This window comes from Nonomuraea sp. NPDC049378, from assembly GCF_055586745.1.
In genome coordinates this window covers 35,998-52,531 of the sequence record NZ_JBVJHP010000003.1, presented here as the reverse complement: position 1 = coordinate 52,531, position 16,534 = coordinate 35,998, and the positions used below count along the sequence as shown (strand labels likewise).

The 16,534-nt window shown below is 71.4% G+C and carries 14 protein-coding genes; 7 read left to right on the top strand and 7 right to left on the bottom strand.

Translation table 11 applies throughout. The features are described 5' to 3' along the window. Positions 1–52: 52 nt before the first annotated feature. Positions 53–1,054 (bottom strand): RDD family protein, encoded by a 1,002-nt coding sequence (locus ACZ6SA_RS07950; protein ID WP_465827129.1) that lies wholly within the window; start codon positions 1,052–1,054, stop codon positions 53–55. 51 nt (positions 1,055–1,105) lie between these two features. On the opposite strand from ACZ6SA_RS07950, the gene ACZ6SA_RS07945 reads away from it, so the two are divergent. Continuing rightward, positions 1,106–2,098, top strand: coding sequence for a stage II sporulation protein M (locus tag ACZ6SA_RS07945; protein ID WP_132516475.1), 993 nt, complete (start codon positions 1,106–1,108; stop codon positions 2,096–2,098). A 117-nt stretch (positions 2,099–2,215) separates the two neighbouring features. On the opposite strand, the gene ACZ6SA_RS07940 is transcribed toward ACZ6SA_RS07945, so the two are convergent. The 5 genes from ACZ6SA_RS07940 to ACZ6SA_RS07920 form a co-directional block, all read right to left on the bottom strand. Beyond that, positions 2,216–3,589 carry a DUF58 domain-containing protein gene (locus tag ACZ6SA_RS07940; protein WP_465827127.1) on the bottom strand — a complete coding sequence of 458 codons (1,374 nt, stop codon included), beginning with the start codon at positions 3,587–3,589 and terminating at the stop codon, positions 2,216–2,218. Between the two features lie 125 nt (positions 3,590–3,714). Then, positions 3,715–4,695: an AAA family ATPase gene (locus ACZ6SA_RS07935; RefSeq protein WP_347643257.1), complete on the bottom strand. Its 981-nt coding sequence runs from the start codon at positions 4,693–4,695 to the stop codon at positions 3,715–3,717. Continuing rightward, positions 4,685–5,860 (bottom strand): DUF4350 domain-containing protein, encoded by a 1,176-nt coding sequence (locus tag ACZ6SA_RS07930; protein WP_465827126.1) that lies wholly within the window; start codon positions 5,858–5,860, stop codon positions 4,685–4,687. The genes ACZ6SA_RS07935 and ACZ6SA_RS07930 overlap by 11 nt, the downstream gene beginning before the upstream one ends. Continuing rightward, a complete protein-coding gene (locus ACZ6SA_RS07925; protein ID WP_347643259.1) occupies positions 5,857–6,522 on the bottom strand; it encodes a DUF4129 domain-containing protein in 666 nt (221 codons plus the stop codon). Before ACZ6SA_RS07925 ends, ACZ6SA_RS07930 begins: the two co-directional genes overlap by 4 nt. Further along, positions 6,519–7,550, bottom strand: a complete 1,032-nt coding sequence (locus ACZ6SA_RS07920) for a DUF7847 domain-containing protein (RefSeq protein ID WP_443152889.1) — start codon at positions 7,548–7,550, stop codon at positions 6,519–6,521. Before ACZ6SA_RS07920 ends, ACZ6SA_RS07925 begins: the two co-directional genes overlap by 4 nt. A gap of 503 nt (positions 7,551–8,053) precedes the next feature. Between ACZ6SA_RS07920 and mtrA the strand changes: the two genes are divergently transcribed. The 6 genes from mtrA (at position 8,054) to ACZ6SA_RS07890 (ending at position 15,157) form a co-directional block, all read left to right on the top strand. Beyond that, positions 8,054–8,731, top strand: a complete 678-nt coding sequence (mtrA, locus tag ACZ6SA_RS07915; RefSeq protein WP_043620615.1) for an MtrAB system response regulator MtrA — start codon at positions 8,054–8,056, stop codon at positions 8,729–8,731. Positions 8,732–8,749: 18 nt separating this feature from the next. After that, positions 8,750–10,498 (top strand): MtrAB system histidine kinase MtrB, encoded by a 1,749-nt coding sequence (mtrB, locus tag ACZ6SA_RS07910; RefSeq protein WP_465827124.1) that lies wholly within the window; start codon positions 8,750–8,752, stop codon positions 10,496–10,498. Further along, positions 10,485–12,221, top strand: a complete 1,737-nt coding sequence (locus ACZ6SA_RS07905; protein ID WP_443152887.1) for an LpqB family beta-propeller domain-containing protein — start codon at positions 10,485–10,487, stop codon at positions 12,219–12,221. The genes mtrB and ACZ6SA_RS07905 overlap by 14 nt, the downstream gene beginning before the upstream one ends. 85 nt (positions 12,222–12,306) lie before the next feature. Beyond that, the gene (locus tag ACZ6SA_RS07900) at positions 12,307–13,005 is read left to right on the top strand and encodes a ComF family protein (RefSeq protein WP_347643263.1); all 699 of its coding nucleotides are present in this window, start codon (positions 12,307–12,309) and stop codon (positions 13,003–13,005) included. Between the two features lie 612 nt (positions 13,006–13,617). After that, positions 13,618–14,286 (top strand): ribosome hibernation-promoting factor, HPF/YfiA family, encoded by a 669-nt coding sequence (gene hpf / locus ACZ6SA_RS07895; protein WP_347643264.1) that lies wholly within the window; start codon positions 13,618–13,620, stop codon positions 14,284–14,286. 172 nt (positions 14,287–14,458) lie between these two features. Beyond that, complete coding sequence (locus tag ACZ6SA_RS07890) at positions 14,459–15,157, top strand: response regulator transcription factor (protein WP_347643265.1); 699 nt, start codon at positions 14,459–14,461, stop codon at positions 15,155–15,157. A gap of 93 nt (positions 15,158–15,250) precedes the next feature. On the opposite strand, the gene ACZ6SA_RS07885 is transcribed toward ACZ6SA_RS07890, so the two are convergent. Further along, positions 15,251–16,447, bottom strand: coding sequence for a winged helix-turn-helix domain-containing protein (locus tag ACZ6SA_RS07885; protein WP_465827122.1), 1,197 nt, complete (start codon positions 16,445–16,447; stop codon positions 15,251–15,253). Positions 16,448–16,534 lie beyond the last annotated feature (87 nt).

Sequence of the window (16,534 nt, the reverse complement as noted above, 5' to 3'; positions counted from 1 at the left end):
GGTTGATGGCCTCACCCCGTGAGGCGGGTTCGGTCGTTCGGGGCCGTCCCGGTCACTGGGGTGGCGCGAACCCGCCCGGGGTCGCCTGTGGCGGCTCCGGCGCGGGTGCGGGCGGCGGAGCCGGTGGGCCAGGCTGCGAGTACGGGCCGGGCGCCGGGTGGGGAGGCCCCGGCTGGGCGTAGGGGCCGTACGAGCCCGGCGGAGGAGGGCCGGGCTGCGGATATGAGCCCGCCGGAGGAGGGCCGGGCTGCGGGTACGGGACCGGCGAGGGCGGCGCGTACGGGCCCTGGGGCGCGCCGCCGTTTCCCGCCCGCTGCGCGAACCGGGCCTGCTCACGGCGGCGGCGCTCGGCCAGGACGGCGCTCAGGTAGGCGTACGGCGGCGTCCCGGCAGGGGCGGCGGGAGAGACGAAGGACGCCACCTGGGTCGCGATGCGCACGCCCATCTCGTGCTGGACCTGCGGCGACAGGTCAACCCAGCGCAGCAGGTACTGCCTGGCCGCCTGCGCCACCTCGTCGGGCAGCTGGGAGAGCTCCAGCGTGGCCGCCCAGCTCGCCAGCGGCGGCGGCATCATGATGGCCTGCCCCGCGTCGCGCGGCGCCCGGTCGGAGATCACGATGGTGCCCGCGAACACGTCGCCCAGCCGCTTGCCCCGCTGCGAGACCAGCGAGGCGATCAGCGCCGGCGCGCCGGCGAGCAGCCAGAACTCCACCACCCCGGCCAGCCCGCGGAACAGCGCCTGCCGGAAGCGCTCGGGGCTGCCGTCGTCGCTGACCACCCGGAGCCCGAGCGCCAGCTTGCCGAGGCTGCGGCCCCTGGTGACGGACTCGAAGATCACGGGGTAGCCGATCATCACCAGCACCAGCAGCACGATCATGACCGCGCTGAACATGGCCAGATCCGTGACGCCGGCGAACGCTCCTAAGAGCGCGTAGGCGCCGAACATCGCCGTGAACTGCACCGCCATGTCAATGACGACCGCCAGCGCCCGCGAGGGCATCTGGGCCACCCGCACTTCGACGACGACGGCGTCGCCGGTCACTACCTCCGACATAAGTGGAGCCTAACGGCTATGTCGCACTGATTGAGCGGCCAGAATGTTCGGGTGGACATCGATGCTTTCGTCGCGGCGCACCGCCCCGTGTGGGACCGGCTCGACTACCTGGTGAAGAATCGTTCGTCGCTGACGGGCGTCGAGGTGGACGAGCTGGTCGACCTGTATCAGCGGGTTTCGACGCATCTGTCCATCGTGCGTTCCTCGTCGAACGACCCGATGCTCGCCGGGCGGCTGTCCGCGCTGGTGGCCAGGGCCAGATCCGCGGTGACCGGCGCGCACACGCCCGCCTGGCGGGAGCTGACGAGGTTCTTCACGGTGACGTTCCCCGTGGTGGCCTACCGGGCCCGGTGGTGGTGGCTGGCGAGCTCGGCCGCGTTCCTGGTGGTCGCCTTCGTGATGGGCGCGTGGGTCGCGAACAACCCCGAGGTCCAGGCCGCCATCGCCAGCCCTGAGGAGATCACCCAGCTGGTCGAGGAGGACTTCGCCGACTACTACTCGGAGAATCCCGCCGCGTCCTTCGCCAGCCGCGTGTGGGTGAACAACGCGTGGGTCTCGGCGTTGATGATCGCCTACTCGGTGTTGCTGGGGCTGCCGATCCCGTACGCGCTCTACGCGAACGCCGAGAACGTGGCCGTCTCCGGCGGCCTCATGGCCTCCAGGGACAAGCTGGATATCTTCTTCGGCCTCATCATGCCGCACGGGCTCCTGGAGCTGACCGCGGTGTTCCTCGCGGCGGCCGTCGGCATGCGCCTGGGCTGGACGGTCGTCGACCCCGGCCCCCGCAAGCGGGTCGAGGCGCTGGCCGAACAGGGCAGGGCGGTGATGAGCGTGGCGCTCGGGCTGGTCGTGGTGCTGTTCGTGTCGGGGCTGATCGAGGCGTTCGTGACCCCGTCGGGACTGCCGACGTGGGCGCGGGTGGGCATCGGGGTGCTCGCCGAGGCGGTCTTCCTGACGTACGTGATCGTCTTCGGCCGCCGGGCGCTGGCGCGGAACGAGACCGGCGACCTCGAACGCGCCCCCGACGTCGCCCCGTCAGCCTGACCACAGGCCGTCAGGGGCGCCCTGCCGCAGCCGGCCTCCGGGGCGGCCTCCGCGGCGTCCTCCGCGGCGTCCTCCGCGGCGTCCTTCTGGGCCCCGCCCTCGCGGCGCCCTCCGGCGTCAGAGGCGTCCCGCGGCCTTCAACACCAGGTACGCGTCCGCGAGCGCGGGCGCGATGTCGTCCGGCGCCGCGTCGACCACCTCGACCCCATGCCGGCGCAGCCTGGCGGTGATGCGCCTGCGCCCGAGCCGCGCGTGCTCGGCGGCGGCCGCGTCGTAGACCTCCTCGGTCGAGTCGCGACGGCCGGCCATGGCCGCCACCCGGGGATCGGAAACCCCGGCCACCAGCACCAGGTGCCGCGCGGACAACTGCGGCAGCACCGGCATCAGCCCTTCGTCCAGCGCCGCGGAGTTCAGGTCGGTCAGCAACACGACCAGGCAACGCCGCTTGGCCCTGGACAGGATGGCGGCCACCATGCCCTGCGAGTCGGCCTCGATCAGCTCCGCCTCGATCGGCGCCATCGCGTTGACCAGCGACGACAGCAATTCGGTACGAGACTCGCCGCTCACCCACGCGCGTACCGCGCGGTCGTAGGCCAGGAAGTCCACCTGGTCGCCGGCCCTGGCGGCCAGCGCGGCCAGCAGGAGCGCGGCGTCCATCGACCAGTCGAGCCGCGGCCAGCCGGGCGCCGGCCGCGGATCGGGCCGCATCAGCAGCCCGCCGCCGCCTCCCCCCGCGCCGGCCAGGGGGATCGGCGCGTCCCCCACCCTGCCCGCCGAGGTGCGGCCGGTATCGAGCACGATCAGCACGCGGCGGTCACGCTCGGGACGCCAGGTGCGCACCACGACGTCGTGGCGGCGCGCGGTGGCCCGCCAGTCGATGGAGCGTACGTCGTCGCCCACCACGTATTCGCGCAGCGAGTCGAACTCGGTGCCCTGCCCGCGCACCAGCGCCGGATGTTGCCCGTCCAGCTCGCGCAGCCTGGCCAGCCTGGAGGGCAGATGCTTGCGCGACAGGAACGGCGGCAGCACCCGCACCGACCACGGAGCCTGGTGGTCGCCCTGGCGGGCGGCCAGGCCGAGCGGGCCGACCGAGCGCACCGTGACGGCCACGGACGTCCGGTCGCCGCGCCTGGTCGGATCGAGGGTCACGACGATCTTGCGACGCTCGCCGGCCGGCACGTCCAGCGGGGCGACGCGGGGCGAGGCTCCCGCCGAGGGCTGCCAGGCGTCCCTGAGCACGCCGCGTACGCGCCGGGGACCCGGATTCTCCACCACCAGCTCCACCGTGGCCCGCTGGCCCAGGCGCATCAGGGTCTCGCCGGAGCGATGGAACCTGAGCGGGCGCACCGCGCCGGCGAACACCAGGTCCACGATGATCGCGGCGGCCAGCAGCAGGCACACCCCGGCCAGCGCGGGCCCCGGCAGGGGCGCGAACATCACCACCAGGATCCCGATCGCCGCGAGAAGCCCGGCACGTCCGGTCAGCGCCATAGATCGCTCACCCTCCTCACTCGCTGCGCGGAGTGCCTCCTGCGTCGGCCCTCCACTCCGCTCGCTGCGTCGGGTTCGCTCAGCGCCATAGATCGCTCACCCTCCTCACTAGCCCGGCTTTCCTGTCAGCGGGGGACGGGGACGGAGGCGAGGATGCCGTCGAGCAGGCCGTCCGCGGTCGCCCCTTCCAGCTCGGCCTCGGGCCGGAGCTGGACGCGGTGCCGCAGCGCGGGCCTGGCCAGCGCCTTCACGTCGTCGGGCGTGACGTACTGGCGCCCGGACAACCACGCCCACGCCCGGGAGGCCGCGAGCAGGGCGGTGGCGCCGCGCGGCGAGACGCCGAGCTGCAGCGCCGGCGAGCTCCTGGTGGCGCGGGCGACGTCGACGATGTAGCCGAGCACCTCAGGCGCCACGTGCACGCCGGCCGCCGCCTCCCGGCCCGCGGCCAGGTCGGCGGCCGTGGCGACGGCCTTGACCTCCGACAGGTCGCGGGGGTCGAAGCCGCGGGCGTGCCGGTCGAGCACCGAGATCTCCTGCTCGCGCGGCGGCAGCGGCACGGTCAGCTTGACGAGGAACCGGTCGAGCTGCGCCTCGGGAAGCTGGTAGGTGCCTTCGTACTCGACGGGGTTCTGGGTGGCGCACACCACGAAGGGGTCGGGCAGCGCCCGGGCCGCGCCCTCGACGCTGACCTGCCGCTCCTCCATCGCTTCGAGCAGGGCGGCCTGTGTCTTCGGCGGGGTGCGGTTGATCTCGTCGGCGAGCAGCAGGTTGGTGAACACCGGGCCCTCGCGGAACTCGAACCGCGCGGTCTTCGCGTCGTAGATCAGCGACCCCGTCACGTCGCCCGGCATCAGGTCGGGCGTGAACTGCACCCGCTTGAAGTCGAGCGACAGGGCCGCCGAGATCGTGCGCACCAGCAGCGTCTTGGCCACGCCCGGCACGCCTTCGAGGAGCACGTGGCCCTTGCACAGCAGCGCGATGACCATCCCCGTCACCACCGCGTCCTGACCGACCACGGCCTTGGACACCTCGGTGCGCAACGCCGCCAGCGCCTCTCTCGCCGAGTCGCCCGAACCCGTCACGCGGTAGGTCTCGTCAAAGTTCACTCAACTGCCTTTCGATCAAGTCCAAGTATCCGGCCAGTTCGACGAGCCCGGCGTCGTCCGCCGGCGGCGGCCCGTACAGTGCCGCGCCGAGCTGGTGCGGGTCCTCCACCGTGCGGGCGGCGAGCGCCGCGACGACCTCATGCGGCCCTGCGCCGTGGCCCAGCCCCAGCCTGGCCGTGAGCCGGTCGATCGTGCCCGCGCGCAGCGCGGCGGCCGCGCGTTCCCTGGCGTGCCTGGCCCGGTAGAGCCTGCCACGCCCCTCGACCGTCTCGGCGGCCCTGACGACGACGGGCAGCTTCTCCACCACCACCGGCCCGAGCCGCCTGCCCCGCCAGAACGCCGTGAGCGCCACGGCGATGATCGCCATGAAGACGACCCAGCGGACGTTGCCGGGCATCAGGTCGTACATCGACTGGCCCTGCTCGCCGGCCAGCTCCCTGGGCGGCGGGTTGTCCGGGGGGACGAGCCAGGTCACGGGCTTGCCGGTGCTGAGGAGGTTGAGCGCGAGCGCCGCGTTGCCGTCCTCGGCCAGCCGCTGGTTCGTCATGAAGCCGCCGTCGCCGACGACGGTGGTGACGCCCCCGCCGCTGGCGTAGCTGACCAGCGTGTGCCCGTCGCCCGCCGGGTAGCAGGCGGTCGAGCCGGGCGGGCCGCGGAAGGCGACGCCGCCCATGTAGGCACTGCCGGCGGCCCGGGCCGCCGGCAGCGGGCACTCGGGCTCGCGCGATCGGGGACGCGGGCGTTGGGGCAGCGCGCGCACGCCGGGGGCCAGGGCGGACAGGTTGATGACGTCGCCGACGATCAGCCGGTCGCCGGGGAGACCGGCGAGGCGGCGCTCGTCGACGTACGTCCGGTCGGTGATGAGCAGCAGGCGGTCGCCCGTGGCGGCCTTGTCGACGGCGGCCTGGGCGGAGTCGACCCGGTCGACGGTGACGCCCTTCTCGCGCAGCAGCTCGGCCAGGGCCTTGGAGCCGGCCAGCGAGGTGTCGTCGGGGTCGAGGGGCCGTGCGGGGGCCCCGCCGGAGCCGAGCAGCACGCTCGCCACCGCCGCGAGCACGACGACCAGGCCGAGGAGCACGATGAGCCGGCCGGCGCGCCAGGTGGAGCGGGGGGTAGGGGAGGTCGGCCGGGATCGGGTGGGGGGAGGGGCAGTGGTCACGTTCATGGGGCTCCTCCGCTCCCCGGCCACGGGCTCGCGCCGGGCGCCGCCGCAGCGGGGGACACGATGGGGACCGGGCGGGCCTGGCCGAGGCGGTCGTCGAGGCCGGCCATCCGCGTGTAGGCGTCGCGGGTGCCGGGCACCCCGCCGTACGTGACGTCGTCGAACGAGCGGGCCGCCGCGGCCAGCTCGTCCGCGAAGCCCGGCAGGGAGACGGCGGCCTCTGCGGCCAGCTCGTCGGCCGTGCGCCCGGGCATGCCGTCGACGAGCGCGCGCTCTTCCAGGTCGCGGGCGATGGCACGGAGTCGCTCCTGGACGGCGGGAGTCCACTGCCCTTCGCCGGCCAGCCCTTCCGCCGCCTGCCGGTGCTCGGCCGCGCTCATCGCCCGCTCGCCGAACAGCGCGCCCGTCGCCGTCGCGTTCTTACGCGCGGACCTGCGCAGCTGCCACGAGATCAGCACGATCACCCCCAGGATGATCAGCACGATCACCACGGACGCGATGACCCCGCCGGCCGGGCCGCCGCCCGTGGCCGCGTCGATCAGGTCGCCCAGGAACTGCATGACCCATCGGTAGATCCGGTCGGGCAGCGACTCCGTCTCGTAGGCGGGGTCGAGCAGCTCGCGTGCGGCCTGCCGCGCGGCCTCCTCCCTGTCGATCGGGCTCACGACCTGGCGGAGTTGGACGGGTGCCAGAGCTCGTCGGCGGAGGCGTGCACCCAGCCCTGGCGCTGCTGCTCGATGGCCGCGGTCTGCAGGACGAGGTCGAACGCCTCGCTCCGCATGCGGCGGTCGGCGTAGAGCAGGCCGGAGACCCCGGCTTCGAACGGATAGACGAACATGGCGCTCAGCGTGCCGCCGATGGCGATCAGCACGGCGGACACGACCGCCGTGGCCGCCGAGCCCGCGCCGAGCATGCCGAAGAGCGTGCCCGCGATCGTGAACGGCACCGACAGGATGCCCGCCACGAGCCCGACGAGCAGCGAGGTGAGCAGCAGGATGCCGAACACCCGCCAGAAGTCGCCGGTCACCAGGTGCCATGAGCGGCGCATGGCGTCGAGCGGGCTGCGGCCCTCGAGGACCACGGCGGGCGAGGCGAAGGCGAAGCGGGTCCTCATGAACAGGTAGTAGCCGATGTACACGACGATGAACAGGATGCTCAGCAGGGCCAGCCAGCCGAGGTCGCCGGCGCCGGCGTTGAGCGAGAAGGCCACGATGAGCAGCACGAAGACGAGGGCGGGCACCAGCATGATCGCGGCCATCAGCCCCACCACGCCGAACAACGCCGGCACCCGGCCCTTGACCAGCTGCCAGGCCTCGCCGGCGGTGAGCTTGCCGCCGAAGACGGCCCGGCCGAGGATGCGGGTCAGCACGCCGGTCAGCAGGGTGACCACGACGAACTGGATGGCGTAGGAGAGCAGGGTGCCGCCGTACTGGGCGGCGAAGCCGTACAGGCCGGTGAGCTCGCCCTGCGTGGCGACCAGGCTGTCGGGGTCGGCGAGCGCGCTGCCCACGGAGTTGAGGAGGAACGCCTGCCCCACCGCCAGGGGCACGGACGCGAGCAGGGCGGCGATGGCCGACAGGCCGAGCACGGCTTTCGGGTTGGACCTGATGAGCTTGATCGTGCCGTCGAGCAGGTCGCCGAGTTGCAGCGGGCGCAGCGGGATGATGCCCGGCCGCAGCGCGGGCGGCGGCATGGCGCCGTATCCGGGTTGAGGATACGGATGTTGCGGATAAGGTGGCTGCGGCCCGTGGGGCGGCTGCTGCGGTGGTTGTGGCCCGTAGGGAGCTCCGTGAGGGGATTGTTGGTGCGAGCCCGGCGCGGTCCACGGGGACGCCGGCGGGGCGCTGTAGGGCGGGGGCTGTTCGGCCGACCAGCCTGATGGCGTCTCGGGCGTGGGACCGTGACCGTCTGACATATCCCCAATCCTGGCATGCTGGGCGGGACATTGGTGTCGCCCAGTGGAGCCGGGCTGATCCGACGCCCTGGCTTGGCCGCATTCTTCGGCGAATCCGGCCCATGTTCGCGTCCAGGGATGGCAGAAAGTTGCTCTGTTACCGCAGACTGAGATGGCGATCGCGGGGGCGGACCGGAAATTCGCCTTTTGCGGGGCTCCGAGTCACACTCATGAGCTCGCCAAGGGTAACCTTCAGCGATCGTGCGGGTATGTCCCAGAATGCGTAGAACGAATGAGGGGCCATGAAAGGTCGCGTGCTGGTCGTCGATGACGACGCCGCTCTCGCCGAGATGTTGGGGATCGTGTTGCGGGGGGAGGGTTTCGAGCCGTCATTTGTCTCCGACGGCGACAAGGCCCTTGACGCTTTCCGCGATACACGCCCCGACCTGGTGCTGCTCGACCTGATGCTGCCGGGGGCCGACGGCATCGACGTCGCGCGCAGGATCAGGGCGGAGTCGGGAGTTCCGATCGTCATGCTCACGGCCAAGAGCGACACCATCGACGTCGTCCTCGGGCTGGAGTCCGGCGCCGACGACTACATCGTCAAGCCGTTCAAGCCGAAGGAACTCGTCGCCAGGGTGCGGGCGCGCCTGCGCCGCACCGACGAGCCGACCCCCGAGATCCTGCAGATCGGCGACATCACCATCGACGTGGCGGGACACTCGGTCAAGCGCGGCGAGGAGACCATCAACCTCACGCCGCTCGAGTTCGACCTGCTCGTCGCGCTGGCCCGCAAGCCGCGCCAGGTGTTCACCCGCGAGGTCCTGCTCGAGCAGGTGTGGGGCTACCGGCACGCGGCCGACACGCGCCTGGTCAACGTGCACGTCCAGCGGCTCAGGGCCAAGATCGAGAAGGACCCGGAGCACCCCGAGATCGTCGTGACCGTCCGCGGCGTGGGCTACAAAGCCGGACCCGCCTGACCTCCGCCCAGCCCTGCCATGCCCCCGACCACGAAGACGAGAACACGCAGGCGTACGCTCCGCCAGATCCTCGGCGGAGCGCGCCGGCGGGTTCGTCGTGCGGCGGGCAGGACGCGCAGCGTGTGGCGGCGCTCGCTGCAGCTCCAGGTCGTCACCAGCACGCTGGTGATCTCCGTGATCGTGGTGGTGGTGCTCGGCACGTTCCTGTTCGGGCAGATCAGCAAGTCGGTGGTCGACAGCAGCCAGCGGTCCTCCGTCAGCGACGCGTTCGCCGACCGCCTGCAGATCGCCGACGCCCTGGCCCCCGACACGGACGAGCAGACCAAGACCGCCGACACCGTCAAGAGCGGCGCGGTCAACCCGCTGGACGAGGTCATGGACACCGTCACGGGCTCGGGCGAGGACGGCTCCAAGAAGCGCTACGATGTGCTGATCCTCAACCCGGCCACCCCGGGCCAGTCGCGGGCGTCCGGCAGCGTCGTGCGCTCCAGCGTGCCCGCCAACGTCAGGGCGCACCTGCAGCGCTACATGCGCAACCACGAATACGGCAAACCCGTCGGCAACGTCCACCAGATCAAGTTTCCCGGCGAGAGCCAGCCCCGGCTCACCTTCGTGGTCGGCGGCGTGGTGCACGTGCCCACCAGCGGCCAGAACTACGAGGTCTACCACTTCTTCCCGTTCGACGAGGAAGAGGAGCTGCTCACCAACGTCAGGCTCGCCATCACCGTGGTGGGACTCGGCCTCGTGCTGCTGCTCGCCGCGATCGCGTACCTGGTCGCCCGCCAGGTCGTCTCCCCCGTACGGCTCGCGCGCCAGGCCGCCGAGCGCCTCGCCGCCGGCAAGCTGGACGAACGCCTCAAAGTGCGCGGCGAGGACGACCTGGCCCGGCTGGCGAACTCGTTCAACGAGATGGCCGCCAACCTGGCGCTGAAGATCCACCAGCTGGAGGAGCTCTCCCAGGTCCAGCGGCAGTTCGTCTCCGACGTCTCCCACGAGCTGCGCACCCCGCTGACCACCGTGCGCATGGCCGCCGACCTGCTCTACGACGCCCGCGAGGACTTCGACCCGATGGCCTCCCGCTCCGCCGAGCTCATGCAGGCGCAGCTGGAGCGGTTCGAGGCGATGCTGGCCGACCTGCTGGAGATCAGCCGCTACGACGCCGGCGCCGCCACGCTCGACCTCGAGCCGGTGGACGTGCGCGACGTCGTGCTGCGGGCCATCGGCGACTCCGAGGCGCTGGCCGAGCGCCACTCGACCCGCTTCGAGCTGCGGCTGCCCAACGAGCCGTGCATGGCCGAGATCGACAACCGCAGGGTCGAGCGCATCCTGCGCAACCTGCTGTTCAACGCGATCGAGCACGGCGAGGGCAGGGACGTCGTGGTCACCGTGGGCGCCGACAGGGACGCCGTCGCCATCGCCGTGCGCGACCACGGGATCGGCCTGAAGAACGGCGAGGACACGCTGGTGTTCGACCGGTTCTGGCGGGCGGACCCCTCGCGTGCGCGCACCATCGGCGGCACGGGGCTCGGGCTGGCGATCTCCCGCGAGGACGCCGCGCTGCACGGCGGCTGGCTCCAGGCGTGGGGGCAGCCGGGCGAGGGGTCGCAGTTCAGGCTGACGCTGCCCCGGGCGGCAGGGGCCGACCTGAAGGGCTCGCCGCTGTCGCTGGTGCCGCCGGAGATCGAGATGCGGCGTACGTGGCGCGGCGCCATGACTCCCGTACTGCTGCCCGCCTCGGCGGACGGGGGCGGTCATGACGACGATTAGGCGGCTCGGCGCCGCGGTCGCGATCGCTCTCGCCATGGTCGTCGCGGGCACCGGGTGCACCGTGATCCCCGTGACCGGCCCCTACATGGTGGGTGACGACGGCACCGGCGGCGACCCGCTGAACAAGCCGTTCCAGCGCATGATCGCCATGCCGCCCCAGCCGAACTGGGGGCCCGAGGACACCATCAAGGGCCTGCAGGCCGCCATGGCCGCCTACGCCGACGACCCGTCGATCCTGCCCCAGTACCTGACCCCCGAGGCACGGGGCAAGTGGAGCGCCGCCGGCCCGGTGAAGGTGATCGAGGACGCGTTCGAGATCACCTATCCCACGCCGCGCGACGGCACGGAAACCGTGCTGCAGGTGACGCTCAAGGCCCAGTGGGTGGCCAGCATCGGGACCGACGACGCCTATGCCCCCACGGCCGGCACCTGGGACGGCGGGACGTTCGAGCTGGTCAAGACCCAGCAGGGCGGCTACCTCGTCAACAAGCTGCCCGCCGGGCTCCTGCTCACCAACTCCGACGTGGTGCGCGCGTACCGCCCCGCGAACCTCTACTACCTGAACGCCGACATGCCGGACCGGCTCGTCGTCGACCGCGTGCGCCTGCGGATGAAGCCGACGGAGAGCTTCGCGCGGACCATTCTCGAACGCCTGCTCAAAGAGCCCACCACGGCCCTTCGCGACGCGGTGACCACGAGCTTCCCCGAGGACACGACGATCGAGTCCATCAGGTGGAACGAGGAGCGCGTGCTGGTCAACCTCTCCGGCCCGCTCGATCCGCTCGACCTGAGCGCGGAGGCCGCACTCAGGGCGCAGATCAGGCACAGCTTCGCCGACAACGACGTCGCCAAGGGGCGCATCATCGAGATCCAGGTCGACGGCGAGACGTACGCCGTCGACCGGCCGGATCCCGCCGACCCCTGGCTGGACGACGGGGGCGACACCGCCTACTTCGTCGACAACGGCGCCGTGCACTTCATGGGGAAGGAAGGCCCCGCCGGCGCCGTGCCGGGCGCCGCGGGCGAGCAGCGCGCGGGCTACACCGACTTCGCCCTGTCGAAGGAGGAGACGGCCCTCATCGCCGCCAAGACCTCCACCGGCATCTCCATGGCCAAGCTCGCGCAGGACGGGCGCTGGCAGGAGGTCATCCAGGGCACGGAGCTCACGCCGCCGACGTTCCACCGGGACGGGACCCTGTGGACGTACGACAACAAGAACGGCGTGCTGCTCCGGTACGACCCGGGGAGCGGGCGGGGGCCAGAGCGGGTCTCGGCGCCCAAGCTCGCCGGCCTTGACGTCGCCCGCCTGAGGATCGCCAGGGACGGCGTGCGGGTGTCCGTCACCACGGGCGAGAACACCGTGCAGATCGGCGCGCTCACCTCCACTCCCGACGGGCTCGTGCTCGGCAACTTCCGCAGCCTGACCACGACCGAGGTGGGAGACGAGATCGTCGACGTCACCTGGAGCGATGACGAGCACCTGCTGGTCCTGGTGGAGAGCAAGGCCGGGCAGATACTGAACGAGATCAACGTGGGCGACGGGGAGACGGTGGGAGTGCCGTTGAAGGACCGGCTCGCCTCGCTCGCGGCGCTGGACGACCGGGTGCTGGGAGAAGTGCGGACCGACAAGGAGACGAAGATCGTCGAGCTGAACCAGGACCGCCAGACCTGGGTCCCGAAGGTCGAGTCCAACGCCGGCAGCCCTCTCTTCCCCCTGGGCTGACCTGACGCTCCGCCTTACCGGTCCGCCGGGTTCGCCGCTGCGCGGTCGCCGGGAACTGTCGGTGCCGGGCGGCACGCTGGGCCGTGTGGTGACTGCCGTTCTCGATCTGGTTCTCCCCGGCACGTGCGCTGGCTGCGGCGCCAAGGGGGCGCGCTTGTGCGACGGCTGCGTCGCCGAGCTGACCGCGTCACCCGCCCCGCGCAGGCCCGACCCGTCCCCGCCCGGCCTGCCCGACTGCTGGTCGGCGGCGCCCTACACCGGCGTGGTCAGGAAGTCGGTGGTGGCCTACAAGGAGCGCGGCGCGGTGGCGCTGGCCGGGGTGCTGGCGCAGGCGGCGACGTTCACCGCCGTGACGGCGATCGGGCGGACGCGGGCATCGTGGGCGCGTGGCCGGTTCGCGGTGGTTCCCGTGCCCAGCGCGCGGCGGAGCCTGCGCGGCAGGGGGCACGATCCGGTGGGGCGGCTGGCCGTGCTGGTCGCGCGCGACCTGCGGGCGCTGGGGCTGCCGGCGCGGGCGTGGACGGGGCTGGTCCAGGCCCGGGGCTTGGCCGACCAGGCGGGCCTGAGCTCGGCCGAGAGGGCCGCCAACCTCGCGGGGTCACTCCAGGTCGCCTCGCCCGCCGGAGGCCCTCCAGCGCCCGTTGCGCTGCTCCTGGACGACATCGTGACCACCGGCGCCACGCTCGCCGAGGCCGCGCGGGCGCTGCGGTCGGCCGGCGTGAAGACGCCGCTGGCGGTCACCGTCGCCGCGACACGCCGAAGATCTTGTAAGTCGTTACGGTGACGGTGAGTAAAGAAAGATCCAATTCGCCGCTCTAGCCTGAAGGTGACATGTGCCTTGCCCGAGTGACATGCCGGGGCAGCTCAGCAGTCAGGACGTTCGCGCCCGTAAGGGGTGCCGACCGGGTGTGCCGAGCCCGGGAATGCGCTTTCCATACCGTGGAAAATCACGGAAAGTGATCGTTTGATCATCCCTCCGGCTGACATTCTCCCTGGATACGGATAGCGTTCTGACATGGCACCCGTTCGGGTCCGTGGTTGCGCAGGGCCGGTGTTCCCGGCTCTGCTAGCCGATGCCAGCCGCAGGCAAAACGGTCCACGTAAGGCGACTCTTTGTCGACCGATCACGGTGCGGCTTAGGGGTAAGTCCTGCCTTCCCGAGGGGCCAGATGTCCCTCGCCAGAAGAGAAGGGCAGTAGTGGCGACTGAGCTGCGAGACCCTCAGCAGGCGGATGTGGGGTCGAAGACCAGGTCGGCCGGGCGGGTGCCCACTGAGTTCCCGGTGACGGCGAGTCGGAAGAGGGTAACGGTGGCAGAAAGGCAGACAGAAGACCCCGCCCGGCACGCGCATCGTCGGGCGCTCTTGCTCAGTCGTTAGACGAAGGGGGGCTGTTGCATGGACATCATCGTCAAGGGCCGGCACACAGGAGTGAGTGAACGGTTCCGAGACCACGTGACGACCAAGCTGGCCAGGATCGAACGTCTGGACAACCACATCATCCGAGTCGACGTGGAGGTGTCGAAGGAACGCAACCCGCGCCTCGCCGACCGACGCGAGCGCGTCGAGCTCACCATTCACTCGAAAGGACCGGCCATCCGCGCCGAGGCGTCGGCCGACGACCGGTTCGCAGCCCTCGATCTCGCCCTCGACAAGCTGGAAGGCCGCCTCAGGCGCCTGGCCGACCGGCGCAAGGTCCATCACGGCAACCACTGCCCGCCCTCTGTGGCGGAGATCACCGCGACGCTTCCTGACGCCGCCGGGCTTCCCCCGGTCACCCGGCCATCCGTCCCCGAGCAGGCCCAGGAGCCGGACGAGGACGAGCAGGAGAAGAGCGACCGGCTCTACGACGACATCGTCCCGATCGAGATGGACGGCGACGGCCCGCTCATCGTCCGGGAGAAGTTCCACAAGGCGGAGCCCATGACCATCGACCAGGCCCTCCTCGAGATGGAGCTGGTCGGACACGATTTCTACCTGTTCCGTGACAAGGAGAGCGGCCAGCCGTGTGTCGTCTACAACAGACGCGGTTACAACTATGGTGTGCTGCGGCTCGTAGAGCCCTGACAGCGCGCTGAAAGATCTTCTCGACCACCCGAGAACCGCGGCACCCGTGCCATCATGGCGGTTCAACGGCTCTGGCCCCCCGACGAGGAGGAGACGTGAGCGAGCTCAGTCAGGTTCAGATGAGCGAGCGAAGCGACGAACACACAGTCGCGAGGCTGCGCAAGGAGGCCTCGTGACCGAGTCCGGCGAGGTCCGCGCGTCCGAGAGCGAGCCGATCCGCGTGCTGATCGTGGACGATCACGAGCTGATCAGGCGCAGCCTGGCGCTGGCGCTGGCCGCTGAGCCCGACATCGAGGTGGTCGGTGAGGCGAGCGACGGGCAGGAGGCGGTCGAACTGGCCGACCGCCTCATGCCCGACGTCGCCCTCATGGACGTGCGCATGCCGCGGCAGGACGGCATCGAGGCGGCGAAGGGCATCAAGGCCTCCGTCCCGAGCACCCGCATCATCATGCTGACGGTGAGCGACGAGGAGGAAGACCTCTTCGAGGCCATCAAGGCGGGCGCCACCGGCTATCTGCTGAAGGACGTCCAGATCAACGACGTCCCCGCCGCGGTGCGCGGCGTGCACGAGGGCCAGTCGTTAATCAACCCGGCGATGGCGGCCAAGCTCATCACCGAGTTCGCCAACATGAGCCGCAAGGAGGCCGAGCGCCCGCCCCAGCTTCCCGTGCCCCGGCTGACCGACCGGGAGATGGAGGTGCTGCGGCTGGTGGCCAAGGGCATGAACAACCGCGAGATCGCCAAGCAGCTGTTCATCTCCGAGAACACCGTGAAGAACCACGTGCGCAACATCCTCGACAAGCTGCAACTGCACTCGCGGATGGAAGCCGTGGTCTACGCGGTGCGCGAACGCATGCTGGAGATCACCTAGGAAGCTCCACGAGCACGGTGATGGGCTCCGGCTGGACCCCCGCCCTGGGCGCCCCGTCGAAGATCTCGGACAGGGCGCCTCTCGAAACGGTGCTCAACCCCTCCTGGCCGTGCTCAGGATCGGTGCGAGTTCAGGAGGGTCGGCGCGGTCGACGCGGACGGAGTCGCAGCCGACCCAGTCGGCCGCCGACCACAGGGCCTCGCGCAGGGCGTCGGCCCACCGGGCGGAGGAGAGGCCGGGCTCCAGGCTGAGCTGCCTGGCCACCAGCGTGGTGCCCTCGCGCGCCGGGTCGACGCGGCCGATCAGCCGGCCGCCGGCCAGCACCGGCATCGTGAAATAGCCGTGGACGCGCTTGTGCTTGGGCACGTAGAGCTCCAGCGTGTAGCGGAAGCCGAAGACGCGCTCGGTGCGGCCGCGGTGCCAGATGAGCGAGTCGAACGGCGACAGCAGCGTCGTGCGGTGGCGGCCGCGCGGCTCGGATGCCAGGGCGGCCGGATCGGCCCAGGCGTTGGCGAGGCCCTTCTTGCCCGGCCAGCCGGTGACGGCGACGGGCACCAGCCCCGCGGCCCCGCTCAGCAGCACCTCGTCGAGTGTCGCCGCGTGACGCCCCTTGAGCCGGAGGAAGTCGATCAGGTCGGTGCGGTTGGCCACGCCCAGCGCACGGCCCGCGATGGCGGCCAGGCGCGTGATGCACTCCTCGTCGGGCAGGTCGTCGCCCAGCAGGTCGGCGGGGACGGCGCGCTCGGCCAGGTCATAGACGCGCCGCCAGCCGACGCGGCGGGTGCAGACCAGCTCGCCGATGTCGAGCAGCCACTCCAGGCCGATCTTGGAGTCGGACCAGTCCCACCACGGGCCGCCGTTCTTGGCGCCGCCCACGTCGGACGTCGTCAACGGCCCCGACTCGCGCACCTTCTCCAGCAGCTTGTCGACGTCGTCGGGGACCTCGTGCCAGCGGAAGCGCCGCTCGCGGTAGGCGCGGCGGCGGAACGAATAGAGCGGCCAGTGCTCGATGGGCAGGATGCAGGCCGCGTGGCACCAGTATTCGAAGCTCTGGGCGGGGTTGTGCCAGTATGCGCGCTCGATCTTGGACCTGCCGACCGCGCCCAGGCGGGCGTAGGCGACCAGCTCGTGGGAGCGGGCGAGGACCGAGATCGTGTCGAGCTGCACGGCGCCCAGCCTGCGCAGCATGGCGTGCACCCCACCCTTGCGCGCGTCGGCCCCGATGAGGCCCTGGGCGCGCAGGATGATGCGTCGTGCCTCGTCGGCGGTCAGATCCGGTAGGGGGGTCATGTCGGCATGTCCGTACGGCGGTGCATGCGAGCAATCTAGCGGCGGCCACCGACAGAACCGCCCGCCCGGCCGCCGGGGTGAGGGGAA